Origin of the sequence: Cellvibrio sp. KY-GH-1, assembly GCF_008806975.1 — a bacterium.
Classification (GTDB): Bacteria; Pseudomonadota; Gammaproteobacteria; order Pseudomonadales; family Cellvibrionaceae; genus Cellvibrio.
Map to the genome: position 1 here is coordinate 4,606,386 of NZ_CP031728.1, position 13,688 is coordinate 4,620,073.

10 protein-coding genes are annotated in these 13,688 nt (G+C 48.1%); 9 read left to right on the top strand and 1 reads right to left on the bottom strand.

What is annotated here, in order from left to right; all coding sequences use genetic code 11:
- Positions 1 to 409 precede the first annotated feature (409 nt).
- Positions 410 to 3,280, bottom strand: coding sequence for an excinuclease ABC subunit UvrA (gene uvrA / locus D0C16_RS19510; protein ID WP_151033885.1), 2,871 nt, complete (start codon positions 3,278 to 3,280; stop codon positions 410 to 412).
- A gap of 201 nt (positions 3,281 to 3,481) precedes the next feature.
- Between uvrA and D0C16_RS19515 the strand changes: the two genes are divergently transcribed.
- The 9 genes from D0C16_RS19515 (at position 3,482) to D0C16_RS19555 (ending at position 13,361) form a co-directional block, all read left to right on the top strand.
- On the top strand, positions 3,482 to 4,858 hold the full coding sequence (locus D0C16_RS19515; protein ID WP_151033886.1) for an MFS transporter: 1,377 nt from the start codon (positions 3,482 to 3,484) through the stop codon (positions 4,856 to 4,858).
- Positions 4,859 to 4,956: 98 nt separating this feature from the next.
- A complete protein-coding gene (gene ssb / locus D0C16_RS19520) occupies positions 4,957 to 5,583 on the top strand; it encodes a single-stranded DNA-binding protein (RefSeq protein WP_151033887.1) in 627 nt (208 codons plus the stop codon).
- Between the two features lie 139 nt (positions 5,584 to 5,722).
- Positions 5,723 to 6,610, top strand: coding sequence for an ABC transporter substrate-binding protein (locus D0C16_RS19525; RefSeq protein ID WP_191968558.1), 888 nt, complete (start codon positions 5,723 to 5,725; stop codon positions 6,608 to 6,610).
- Positions 6,611 to 6,869: 259 nt separating this feature from the next.
- Positions 6,870 to 8,093 (top strand): efflux RND transporter periplasmic adaptor subunit, encoded by a 1,224-nt coding sequence (locus tag D0C16_RS19530; RefSeq protein WP_151033889.1) that lies wholly within the window; start codon positions 6,870 to 6,872, stop codon positions 8,091 to 8,093.
- 249 nt (positions 8,094 to 8,342) lie between these two features.
- Positions 8,343 to 9,068 carry an ABC transporter ATP-binding protein gene (locus D0C16_RS19535; protein ID WP_151033890.1) on the top strand — a complete coding sequence of 242 codons (726 nt, stop codon included), beginning with the start codon at positions 8,343 to 8,345 and terminating at the stop codon, positions 9,066 to 9,068.
- A 2-nt stretch (positions 9,069 to 9,070) separates the two neighbouring features.
- A complete protein-coding gene (locus D0C16_RS19540; RefSeq protein ID WP_151033891.1) occupies positions 9,071 to 10,228 on the top strand; it encodes an ABC transporter permease in 1,158 nt (385 codons plus the stop codon).
- Positions 10,229 to 10,230: 2 nt separating this feature from the next.
- Positions 10,231 to 11,421 (top strand): ABC transporter permease, encoded by a 1,191-nt coding sequence (locus tag D0C16_RS19545; protein WP_151033892.1) that lies wholly within the window; start codon positions 10,231 to 10,233, stop codon positions 11,419 to 11,421.
- A gap of 32 nt (positions 11,422 to 11,453) precedes the next feature.
- On the top strand, positions 11,454 to 12,167 hold the full coding sequence (locus tag D0C16_RS19550; RefSeq protein WP_151033893.1) for a DUF3313 family protein: 714 nt from the start codon (positions 11,454 to 11,456) through the stop codon (positions 12,165 to 12,167).
- Positions 12,168 to 12,407: 240 nt separating this feature from the next.
- On the top strand, positions 12,408 to 13,361 hold the full coding sequence (locus D0C16_RS19555) for a trypsin-like serine protease (protein ID WP_151033894.1): 954 nt from the start codon (positions 12,408 to 12,410) through the stop codon (positions 13,359 to 13,361).
- The last annotated feature ends 327 nt before the right edge of the window (positions 13,362 to 13,688 follow it).

Sequence of the window (13,688 nt, forward strand, 5' to 3'; positions counted from 1 at the left end):
TGGTTCACTCATTTTCTTTAATCACAGTAATTTAAAGTTTGTATTTCCTTGGGCGTTGAGCTTCATAGAACGGTGCTCGGAGGTGTTACATTTGTTGGTCTTTGAGTCGTCAATCTATGAAAGTTTGAGTTACTACTCTTCGTGGTGGGGGTTCTTGTAGTCAATGTCTCACAAGTAATTCCGATTTTGTCCGCTATCTAAGGTGCTTCAAAAGCGTAAAATAGCAATGACAGGACGTTGATCAACGTAGGATGTGTTGAGAAAAGGAGTTAGGTTGCAGGATGTAACCACACAGGGATTATGAGGAATCAGGCTGGATGCCGATGCGGTCAAGATGATCGTTGACCCACGCAGGATGCAACGGGGCTTGCGGTTTGCAACGCCCCTTTTTCTTTTTTCGATTAATAAATCAAGTTTTCGTTTTGGTTGCCTTCGCGGGTTTCTTTTTAGCTTCCAATAATTTCAACATAGGTTTAAGGAATCGACCTGTGTGAGAGTATTCGAGTTGGGCGACCTCTTCCGGTGTTCCGGTGGCAATGATTTGACCTCCACCGCTACCGCCTTCTGGCCCCAAATCAACGATCCAATCCGCTGTTTTAATTACGTCAAGATTGTGCTCGATCACAACTACAGTATTACCGTGATCACGAAGCCTATGAAGAACGTTTAATAATTGCTGGATATCGTAAAAGTGCAGACCCGTAGTAGGTTCATCCAGAATATAAAGTGTCTTGCCTGTATCGCGTTTTGATAATTCCTTCGCTAGTTTTACCCGCTGCGCTTCACCACCGGATAATGTAGTAGCTGATTGCCCTAAACGAATATACGACAAACCTACGTCCATTAATGTTTGTAGTTTGTTGGCAATGGATGGGACTGCATCAAAAAAATCGCGCGCATCTTCGACTGTCATGTCGAGCACTTCATTAATGTTTTTGTTTTTGTATTTTACATCCAGGGTTTCGCGGTTGTACCGTTTGCCTTTGCATACATCGCAGGGTACATACACATCGGGCAGAAAGTGCATTTCAACTTTGGTGACGCCATCGCCTTGGCAAGCTTCACAGCGGCCCCCCTTCACGTTAAAGCTAAAGCGGCCGGGTTGATAGCCGCGTGAGCGAGATTCCTGAGTGCCCGCAAATAACTCGCGAATGGGTGTGAATATTCCGGTGTAGGTTGCCGGATTCGAACGTGGTGTGCGGCCAATTGGGCTTTGGTCGATATCCACGCATTTATCAAATAAATCCAGCCCTTGAATCTCTTCATATTCAGCTGGATCAAGTGTGGTTGCGCCATTAAGTTCTGTAGCCGCTAGCGGATGCAATGTTGCATTGATCAGTGTTGATTTTCCCGAGCCAGATACGCCGGTTACGCAGGTCATTAATCCGACAGGAATTTCCAGGGTAACATTCTGTAAGTTGTTTCCTTTAGCTCCAATCAAGCGCAACATTTCTTTTGGGTTAACTGGATTGCGTTTAGCCGGGACGGCAATTTCTTTGGTGCCACTGAGATATTGGCCAGTGATCGAATGCTTATTCGCCATAATGGCCTTAACATTACCCTGGGCGATCACCTGGCCGCCGTGCACGCCAGCACCTGGGCCAATATCAATCACGTGATCTGCAAGGCGAATTGCATCTTCATCATGCTCGACGACGATTACTGTGTTGCCGATATCGCGCAAGTGGGTAAGTGTTTTCAGCAAGCGCTCGTTATCGCGCTGATGTAAACCAATCGAAGGTTCATCGAGAATATACATAACGCCCACAAGACCCGCACCGATTTGACTGGCAAGTCGAATACGCTGCGCTTCGCCACCGGATAATGTTTCAGCGCTGCGATTAAGTGTGAGGTAATTCAGGCCTACGTCTACCAGGAAGCGAAAACGATCGCGCAACTCTTTAAGAATTTTATCGGCGATGCCCGCTTTACGACCTTTAAAGCTTAGCTTCATGTAATAGTCGTAAGCATCAGCTACCGGCATTTCGGTGATTTTGGGTAATGGGCGTTCATCGATAAACACATTGCGCGCTTCAATGCGTAGGCGCGTGCCTTCACATTCGGGGCACGGCTGGGTGGAGAGAAATTTAATTAAATCGTCGCGCACTGAACTGGATTCAGTATCGCGATAGCGCCGCTCCATGTTGGGCAGCACACCTTCAAAGGTATGGCTGCGTTTATACACATCACCGCGGTCATTGATGTAATTAAATTCAATCACTTCTTCGCCTGAGCCATAGAGCACGGCTTCGCGTTGCTTGGCTTTGAGTTTCGACCAAGGTGTCTCCACGTTAAAGGCATAGTGCTTGGCAAGCGACGCCAGCATATGGAAATAGTAAACGTTGCGTTTGTCCCAACCGCGGATGGCCCCTTCAGAAAGGCTGAGAGCAGTGTCCTGAATGACTTTATCTTCATCAAAAAACTGATGCACACCCAAGCCGTCACACGTTGGGCAGGCACCGGCGGGATTGTTAAACGAGAACAGGCGTGGCTCGAGTTCGCTCAGGCTGTAATCGCAGATAGGGCAGGCGTGTTTGGAGGAGAAAAGGCGATCCGGCGCTTCGCCATCCATATAGTTAATGCAGGCAATACCTTCTGATAAATTCAACGCAGTTTCAAACGATTCGGCGAGGCGCAGTTTTAAATCCTCGCGCACTTTAAAACGGTCGATGACCACTTCAACGGTGTGTTTCTTTTTCTTGTCGAGCTTGGGCGTGTCGTCAAGATCACACAGGATGCCATCGATGCGCGCACGGATAAAACCATCGCGCTTCAACTGCTCAAACACATGCAGGTGCTCGCCTTTGCGATCGCGAATGATTGGTGCCAGTAGCATCAGCTTGGTGCCTTCGGGCATTGCCAGAACGGTATCCACCATCTCACTAATGGTTTGTGCTGTTAGCGGGGCACCGTGCTCCGGACAGCGCGGCTCGCCCACACGGGCGTAGAGTAAACGCAAGTAATCGTAGATCTCGGTAATGGTGCCCACGGTAGAACGAGGGTTGTGCGAGGTGGATTTCTGCTCGATCGAGATGGCCGGGCTCAAACCTTCTACATGATCGACATCCGGTTTTTCCATCATTGATAGGAACTGGCGGGCGTAAGTCGAGAGCGACTCCACATAGCGTCGTTGACCTTCAGCATACAGAGTGTCGAACGCGAGTGAGGACTTGCCCGAACCGGACGGACCGGTAATCACGACAAGCTTGTCGCGCGGAATATCCAGGTCGATATTTTTGAGGTTGTGGGTACGTGCGCCCCTGACAATAATTTTGTCCATCTACTGCGTTCCACCAAGGTTGATTGGTCAAAATAGGAGATTATACGTAAATGCGTTGCCAGTAGATGTCAGGAGTTCGTAAGTCTTGGTAAATAGCTGGCGGGCAATTTCAGCAAACTTGTGCGGGATTTATGGTGAGGCGCCGGCGGCATTGGTACACTGTCGCCCTTTTTCGATAATAAGCTGCTAGATCCTCTCGCCATGCAACCTACTGATCCGATTTCTGCTGCCGTACCATTTGAGCGCAAAGTGGTTTACTCCCTGGCCGCGCTCTACACCTTCCGTATGCTCGGCCTGTTCATGCTGTTACCGGTATTGGCGGTTTACGGCACTGAATATGCCCATCACAGCCCATTTTTATTAGGTGTGGCGCTGGGCGCTTATGGCTTTAGTCAGGCTTTATTGCAAATTCCCTTTGGTGTGATGTCGGACCGTATTGGCCGCAAGCCTTTAATTTTGATCGGCTTGATTATCTTCACGCTCGGCAGCGTGGTCGCGGCATTAGCGGATTCCGTTTATGGCCTGATTATCGGTCGTTTCCTGCAGGGCGGCGGAGCTATTTCAGCAGTGGTGATGGCGTTGCTTACCGACCTGACCTCCGACGAAAATCGCACCAAGGCCATGGCGACTATAGGTGCGTCCATCGGCGTCTCTTTCTCTGTTGCCATGACGGTGGGACCGCTATTAGCAAGTTGGGGTGGGGTGGGTGCGATTTTCTGGCTGACCGCCGCGCTGGGTTTGGTTGGGGTTTATATCCTTCTGAAACTGGTTCCCGATGTCGCTAAAACTGCTGTGCCTAAGCGGGAGGCTGTTGCTGTGCCCAATCTGCTTTGGGACACGCTCAAGCATCCCCAATTATTGCGTTTGAATGTTGGCATTTTTGTCCTGCATTTTGTGTTGATGTCCAGCTTTGTAGTGCTGCCATTGGTGTTGCAAAACCAGTTGCAGATTACGCGCGAATACCATGGTCTTGTTTATTTCCCGCTGCTCGCTCTGGCGTTTATGTTGATGCTGCCATTTGTGATCATTGCGGAAAAGCGGCGCAAAATTAAAAGCGTGTTTTTGATTGCTGTTGGACTGCTGTTGGTCTCCGAATTGGCGCTGATGTTGGTAGGCACCCATCTGATATTTGCTCTGCTGGTTCTCTTTGTATTCTTTATCGCTTTCAATGTGCTCGAGGCTACCCAGCCCTCCATGGTGAGCAAAATTGCCCCTGCAGGGGCCAAGGGTACTGCGACGGGAATCTATTCAACCTGCCAAGTTTTAGGAGTATTTGGCGGTGGCGCCCTGGGTGGATGGCTGTTACAGCATCAGGGGATTAACTCGGTATTTTTGCTCAATAGCCTGCTGGTGTTGGTCTGGTTGGCGGTGGCTTGGTCGATGAAACCGCCACATTTCCTCGCCAGCGTTCTGATTCCTTTGCGTGGTAGAGATCATCAGTTGATTGCAGAAAAAATGCGCGCGGTGGATGGGGTGGCGGAGGTGGTGATAGTGGCCTCGGAGGATACCGCCTATCTGAAAGTAGATCAGCGTCGCGTCGATCGCAAAACGCTGGCGGCGATAGTCGAGCAGGTGTAAAGTGCAAAGCCCCTTTGCGGGGATAAATCATTAATCTGAAAGCCGCCGAAGTACAAACAACAGAAGGCGGATACACGGTAAATCAAGAGGAATTTCTTATGGCTCGCGGTATTAACAAAGTTATTTTGATCGGCAATATCGGACAGGACCCGGAAGTGAAATATATGCCCTCCGGCGGCGCGGTGACCAATGTCAGCGTAGCAACGTCAGAGACATGGAAGGACAAAAATACCGGTCAGCCGCAAGAGCGTACTGAATGGCACCGTGTGGTATTTTTTAACCGTCTTGGTGAGATCGCTGGCGAATACTTGCGCAAAGGCAGTAAGGTGTATATCGAAGGTTCATTGCGTACACGCAAGTGGCAAGCGCAAGATGGTTCAGATCGCTACACCACAGAAATTGTCGCCAGCGAAATGCAAATGCTCGATGGTCGTGGTGAAAATGCCGGCATGGGCGCGGGCATGGGTGCCGCCGCCGCTATGGGGGCTTTTGATCAAACTCCCCAGTACAACAATGGCCCACAGGGTATGGCGCCACAAAATAACGGCCCACAAGGCGGCGGTTACAATCAAGGGTATAACCAGTCAGCACAAGGTGGATATGCGCAGCAGCAACCACCGGCAAGTCGCCCGCAACAGCCGCAACACAATCAACAGCCCGCACAATACAATGCGCCACCACAGGCGAGTGGTTTTGATTCTTTCGATGACGATATTCCGTTCTGACAAGCGTTTATTCATCGACTACTTTTACCAAGGCGTACACAAATTGTGTGCGCCTTTTTTATTGGTCGCGGGAAAAATAATTTATCGATCCGCGACCAGCACCATCGCAAACACAACAACAAATTTCAGGGGGATACCTGTGAAAATCACCAAACACTACCGCGTTTTAGTCGCCGGTTTATTTCTATTAAGTGGCGTTGCGAACGCAAGTTCCACCGCTCCCGACCGGACGCTGCCAGTTGCAGTGAAGCTCTGGAACGGCAATAAAACCACATCGCGTCAGGAGTATGAGCGCGATATTCTCACTGCGGTTTTAACGGCGACTGAGCGGGCACAAGGCGCATATAAAATTGAAGAGAGTCGTGTGGACTATCCGCTCGCGGAAGATGAGGCCAGTGTATTTCGCAGCAAGGGCTTTGATATTTTTGGCACAGTGGCTGGTAACCAAAAGTTGGCGCACGAGCAAAAAATAATAATTCCGTCGCCGTTGATGAAAGGAATTTTGGGCTACCGAATTTTAATTATCCGTAAAGCGGACGCACAAAAATTTGCGGCAATTAAATCGGCGGCGGAATTAAAAAAATTGCGCATGGGAATTCCCGCGACCTGGGCTGATGCAGGTCTATTTCGTCATAACGGCTACCCGGTGGAAGAGAAAGGCAGTTTTGATGATCTATTCCAACGTTTGGAAAATAACGAATTTGATTATGTGACCTTTGGTGCGAATGAAGTGACAGGTGTATTTACCGAGCGAGCGGCAAAATCCGGTAAATTAATGATCGAACCGTCGTTGCTGGTTTACTACCCGTTTCCGCTGGTGTTTTATGTGAACCCGAAGCAACCCGCGTTGGCGGAGCGAGTAACCACGGGATTGAAGGCGATCATCAGCAATGGAGAGCTGGATAAAATTTTTAATCGCTACTACGGCGGTCTCCTGGGGCCTTTACAGCTAACTCAACGCACGCGTATTACCCTTGAAAATCCTATCCTGCCGAAAGAAATGGCCGGATTTAAGCCCGGCATTTAACTATTGAACCTGCGCAAAGCGTTCAATTAGCTGCTTGCTGATAATTGTCATACCAACTCCATGACAATCGTGGTTTTACTGATACACCGCCGCCCCCTTATTCTGTCTTTCAGGATGTCGCAGGGGCGCGGCGATCTGATCCCCGCGTGGGGACAACATTGCACTGAAACTGCTAGGCTCTGGCCTGAGTCTTGCGTGATAATGCGGCACTCGGATAGAGCTCCAAATAAGAAACCACAAGATTAAGGGCAAGTGCACTGTGACTAATAAAGACGAACTTTTATCGCAACTTCGCATCAATCGCGATCAGCAACCGGCAGGTGAAAGTAAAACTCACTTGTGGGTTGGTGGCGGTGTTGCGTTGTTGTTGTTAACCCTGGGTGTCAGTTACTTCAACAATCCTGCGCCAGTTAAGGTGCAGGTGGAAATGGCGCGCATGGCGGTGCCGGACTCATCCTCTGCAACAGTGCTGGATGCCACCGGTTATGTAGTGGCGCGTCGCATCTCTACGGTTTCATCCAAAGTGACCGGGCGTGTGGCGGAAATTTTTATTGAAGAAGGTCAGCAGGTTGAGAAGGATCAGGTGGTTGCACGATTGGACGATTCCAATACCGCCAAGGCGGTGGAGTTAAGCAGAGCAGAGTGGCGCTCCGCAAAAACCCTGGTAACTGAAACCCAAGCGCGTTTGACCGAAGCTAAATTAACATTGGAGCGCACGACCGAATTGGCGCGGACCCAGTTAGTGAGTGCCGCGGCCTTGGATAAAGCGCGTGCCGACTTTGATTCACTGCGTGCGCAATTGGACGCGCGCAATGCGGAAGTTGACGTGAGTCAAAAACGCTTGGCGCTTCAGCAACAAAATCTCGATGATTTAACCTTGCGCGCGCCCTTTGCCGGGGTAGTTATCAGCAAAGATTCACAGCCCGGCGAAATGATTTCGCCTATGTCTGCGGGTGGTGGTTTTACCCGTACCGGTATTTGTACTTTGGTGGATATGGCGTCGCTGGAAATTGAAGTGGATGTTAACGAATCCTACATTCAGCGCGTGCGCAATGAACAATTTGTACAGGCTGTGCTGGAAGCTTATCCCGAGTGGAAAATTCCCGCAAAAGTCATCGCAATTATTCCCGCCGCAGATCGCCAGAAGGCCACGGTAAAAGTGCGCATTGGCTTCCAGGTGAGTGACCCGCGCATACTGCCGGACATGGGGGTTAAAGTAGCGTTTCTGAACGCCGAGCCAGTCGTAGACGAAAAACCCAAAGAACCTTTGGGTGTGCGAGTGCCCATCAGTGCGGTGCGCAATGACGGCGAAAATAAATTTATTTTTGTGGTGAAAGATGGTGTCGCAGAGTTGCGTAAAGTGACGCTCAATGCCAGCTATGGCACCGACATCTACATTGGTAGCGGCTTGCGCCCAGGCGAAGATTTTGTGGTGGAAGTAACACCGGAATTGAAAGATGGTGCCAAAGTCGAGTTGCAATAAACGTTTTAATGAATTCGATTTTCTAAAATCTCCTGCCTGTAGGTGGCAGGAGATTACATAAAAATAACAATACCTCTGTTTTATGTTTTTTTAGCGCGCCATTAAATTTTCTTTAAATGGCTGATATTACCAAGCAGCGTTCTCAGTACCCATTTCATTTGCGCAGCTGATTTTTTCAATTTTGTGTATACGCTTTTTTCTTATCAAAAATTTCATATTTTAACGCTGGTCTAACTTCCCGGAGGATCTATGACTGCGCTCGAGTCCCAAGTCGCGACTGAAGAATTACTGGTGCAACTAAAAGGCATTAGCAAGGCATATAAAAAAGGCAAGGAACAGGTAAAAGTACTTGCGGACCTGGATCTGGATATTTATCGAGGTGACTTTCTTGCGCTTATGGGGCCTTCTGGCTCGGGTAAAACCACGCTGTTGAATTTATTAGGTGGGTTGGATACGGCTACCTCGGGTGAACTAATAATCGGTGGACAGCGGTTGGATCAAATGTCCTCATCGCAACTCACCAAATGGCGAGCGCGCCATGTGGGTTTTATTTTCCAGTTTTATAATTTGATGCCGGTGTTAACGGCAGAAAAAAATGTCGAGTTGCCGCTGTTGCTCACCAACTTGAGCAGCAAACAGCGCAAACACCATGTGGCAGCGGCGCTGGAGTTGGTGGGGCTGTCTAATCGCGCCAAGCACTACCCAAGTGAATTGTCTGGTGGACAGGAGCAGCGCGTAGCGATTGCCCGCGCGCTGGTAAGTGATCCGGATTTACTCTTGTGTGACGAACCTACCGGTGATCTGGATCGCGCCACGGCGGATGAAATTCTTTCGCTCCTGCAAACGCTCAATCGTCAACAGAAAAAAACCATCATCATGGTAACGCACGACCCGCGCGCTGCTGACCATGCCAATCACATCTGGCATATGGACAAAGGTTCGCTTGTGACCAATGGCAATGCCGGAGGTCACTAATCATGTATTACCTGCAATTTTTATTAAGTAACCTCGGGCGCAGAAAAGCGCGCACTATTTTGACTTTGTTGTCGATTATGGTGGCCTTTTTATTGTTTGGTTTGTTGCGGAGCCTTGCGGCGGCATTTGATCAGGGCGCTGAAATTGCTGGCGAAGATAGGCTAATCAGCATCAATAAAATTTCCCTGATACAACCGCTACCAGAAGCCTACCTGGGCAAGGTTCAGGGGCTTGAGGGGGTTGATAAGGCCACATCAGCCAACTGGTTTGGTGGATACTATCAAGAAGCCAAAAACCAATTCCCGCAATTCCCGGTTATCGCGGATGATTATTTTGATATCTATAAAGAGATGATCAGCTTACCAGAAGAGCAAATGCAAGCCTGGAAGAAAAATCGTGTTGGTGTGGTAATTGGAAAAGCGTTGGTGGATAGATTTAAGTGGAAAATTGGCGATCGCATTCCTTTGATCGGATTGTTCCCGCGTGAAGATGGCAGTACTACCTGGGAATTTGTAATCGAAGGTATTTACGAAGCAAAAAGTAAAAGCGCAGATACCAATACCATGTTGATGCACTACGAATATTTTGATGAGGCGCGCCAATATGCCAAGGGAACTTTGGGTTGGTTGATTATTCGGGTGAAAGATCCTAAACAGGCAGCGCAAGTGGCCAGCGCGGTTGATGCGCTCTTTGCTAACTCGCCTGCAGAGACAAAAACCAGTAGCGAAAAAGAGTTTGCGAAATCATTTGCTAAACAGTTTGGCGATATAGGTTTAATCACCACATTGATTCTGGGGGCGGTGTTTTTCACTATGTTGCTGGTGGCGGGTAATACCATGGCGCAATCATTCCGCGAGCGAATTCCCGAATTGGCAATTTTAAAAACGCTCGGCTTTTCCGATATTGCCGTGATGTTGTTGGTGTTGGCTGAAGCGGTGGTAATTTCGTTAATTGGTGGCCTAGTCGGATTATTGTTGGCTAAATTTGTTATCTCGGGTGCAGCGACTGCCATGGCTTCCACACTACCCGGATTAAGTTTGTCCACCAGTATGATGTTGTTGGGAATAGGGTTGATGTTTGTGTTTGGTGTCCTCACTGGCATTATCCCCGCGCTGCAAGGTTTGCAGCTGAATATCGTGACCGCATTGCGGAGGCGCTAATTATGTTTAACAGCATCGCACAAATTTTTATTATCACGCTTATGAACTTACGCAATTTGCCGCAGCGCTTGGGTACCTCATCAGTTGCTGTGTTTGGTGTCGCTTGCGTCGTGGGTGTATTTATTGGCGTGCTTTCAATGTCGAGCGGTTTTCAACGTACGATGGTTAACGCCGGCTCGGATGATGTCCTTATGTTGATGCGTTCAGGGGCCACTACCGAGATGAACAGCGGTTTAGGATACGACCAAAGCCAGCTGATAGCGAATATTCCCGGTGTCGCAAAACTGGATGGCAAACCGCTCAGCTCGCCCGAGTTATTTGTTATCGTGGATGTGCCTATGCGTAATAAAGACGCCAGTGCTAACGCGCCCTTGCGCGGCGTTGAACCTATGGCATTTTCGGTGCGCAAGCAATTCACTATTATTGAAGGCAGAAATTTTGAGCCGGGAAAAAATGAATTGATTGTTGGGCGCGGCGCACAAAAGCAATTTGCCAATTTGAACGTAGGTTCGGTAGTGAAATTTGGCCAAACAGAGTGGAATGTGGTTGGTGTGTTTGAATCAGGTGGTGGCTTGGCGGAATCGGAAATATGGTGCGACGCTAAAATATTGCAAAATGCCTATCGCCGTGGCAATAGCTACCAAATTGTACGGATTAAACTTGAAGACAAAAACGGCTTGGCAGCGTTTAAAGAGGCAGTTGCAGCCGATCCAAAATTAAACATGGATGTGAAGCGCGAAACCGACTATCTCGCTGAGCAGTCTGAGCCGTTGAGTAAGTTTATTAAAATGATTGGTTATCCGCTGGCAATGCTCATGGCGTTGGGTGCAATTTTCGGTGCAGTCAATACTATGTATACTTCGGTATCCAATCGTACTCGTGAAATCGCCACTTTGCGTGCTTTGGGCTTTGGCGCGACTCCGGTCGCTATATCAACCTTGGTGGAGTCGCTAGTGCTGGCTGTTATCGGCGGTCTTATCGGTTCAATTGTGGTGTATTTTGTCTTTAACGGATATACCGTTTCCACGTTGAATTTTGCGAGTTTTAGCCAAGTCGTGTTTGATTTTGCAGTGACACCGGATTTATTAATTCAGGGTGTTATTTTTGCTACGGTGATTGGTTTTATTGGTGGATTTTTTCCCGCGATACGCGCCGCGCGCTTGCCCGTGGCTACGGCGTTGCGTGAAGTGTAATACATGTATAAAAACGACTTTAATGGAGTGTTATGAAAAGGTTAATTTCACTTGTGGTAGCTTCTATGGTAGCTGGCTGTGCTTCACACCCAGCTACTGAAACCCTGGCGGTAAATTCCATAGAAAAATCGGAATTGAGATATATAGAAGCAGATAAAATCGATAAGGTTGTTGTTAAGAATGCGGAGGCATTCAGGCAGTTTGATAAAGTTCTTCTATTTGCCACTCAGTTTGATAAATTGCGGATCACTGAAGCAACTGATAAACGCCTTGCTGAAAGTTGGAATGAATCTAGTTGGAAAGAAATGGATAGAATTTGTCAGCACATGGACGATTTTGCCCAAAAAATATTTCGTGAAGGTGGCGAATTTACGCCGACGAAACAAGGTGGGACTGATGTTTTAGCGATTCAGTTTAACTTAGTCGACTATATGCCCAGCTCGAAACGTTATAAAGATTCGGGAATGGATACCGTTGGCGTACAAAGTAATCAGTCTGGGCTTGGTGTGGTGACTGTGCGAGGAACACTTGCCAATGCCAAAACGGGGGAATTGGTTGCCATGATCGAAGACACAATGGAAATCAACGCAAGAACGGCTACTTTTGGCAACCTCGCAACGATGCACGATAGCAACAGTAAGGCAGCCCAGAATCTTGCGTGGCGGAACAGCTTTCGCCGGTTCTTGGATAATTTGCACGCGGAATTAACGCGGTTAAAGCACGCTAAAATAACGGATGCCAAGTAATACTCGCGAAATGAATTATCTGTATAAAAGAGGTCAATGGAGAAATTACATTTGACACGAAGAGCCGCTGATGACCCAGCGGCTTTTTTTCGTAAATTTTTTGACTAAATTATCTCATGGCGTCTGCGAAACTGTTTTTGCTCTGCTGCGTTGGTTATATTGGTGATGTAGAGTGATTCGAAAACTATCATGGACGAATCAGGATCTACAGTAAATTTCATGGGCTATAAGGAGTAAGTTATGAAATTAATCACCAAATCTATTTTAGGTGTAGTCTGTTCGAGTGCGTTGAGTTTTTCGGCGATGGCGGGAATTATTCGTCACGATACGCCTGATTCCTGGTATACGAATTTTGCTAAAGATCCCGCTTTCTCCGGTGTTGGTTTAATTGCGTTTGATACCGAAGATTCTTCTTACACCTGCAGTGGCACCGTTATCCATAAAAATTGGGTGCTTACTGCTGGACACTGCGTGAATGACGCAAAAGCCATGTCATTTTATTTGCCCGACGAAACCGGTTGGCGTTTCTACGATTCCGATTCCTGGGTTGCGCACGAAAAATTTTCCGATACCGGTTTACTTGATGGTTGGGATATTGGATTAATGCACTTTGAAGCTGATTTGGACGTGGCTCCTGCGCAACTTTATCGCGGTAATACTGAGTTGCTTAGCCCGTTGGCCAGTGTTGGTTTTGGTGTAACGGGCGATGGTTACACGGGCTTTGATCACATCGATTATACCCGTCGCGCGGGCACCAATTTTATAGATGATCTTTGGTCGTTAGGCGGCAATGGGGACCAAATTATTTGGGCCGATTTCGATCATCCTGATGATCCCTCTTACAATTTATTCGATTATCCGGGGTTCGCGTTTGATGATCTTGCCAGTGTGCTGGAAATCATGGCTGCACCCGGGGACTCAGGTGGCGGCGTTTTTATTGAAGAGGCAGGTGGGGTTTATCTCGCCGGAGTTCACTCCTTCGGCGGCGACTACAACGGCGATGGCATTTGGGGCTACGGAGATTTTTATGGTTCAACGCGGGTCAGCAGCTTTTTAGGTTGGATCGACAGCAAGATTAACGTGAATGTCCCTGAACCGGCGGGCATGTTTTTAATGTTGATGGGTGTTGGTGCGTTGTTGCTGCGCAGAAAATTGGCGTTAGTAACTTTTTCTCGTACAAACGCATTGTCGTAAAAATAGGCTATCAGGGTTGTGAAATGTTGTGCCCTATTGGCTTGGCGCGAGTATGCACCAATATTTTTTTTCAGCCGGTAAAACGATAGTTAAAATTCATTTCATCGTATGAGTGCCGCTACGCGACTAGCGGCATTTTTTTGAAACTCTCACAGCGGACGTATGGCGGTGTCAGTAGTTTGGGGGCACATCACCAGTGGTTGTTTGCGAGATATCCATCGGTCAAATCAGGTATGCGTTTAGATGTTTGGTATTGACTGCCCGTAATCCTTTTGTAATTTCATTTATTTGATTCGGCTAATTTTACAAATTGCTATAACCGTAGTG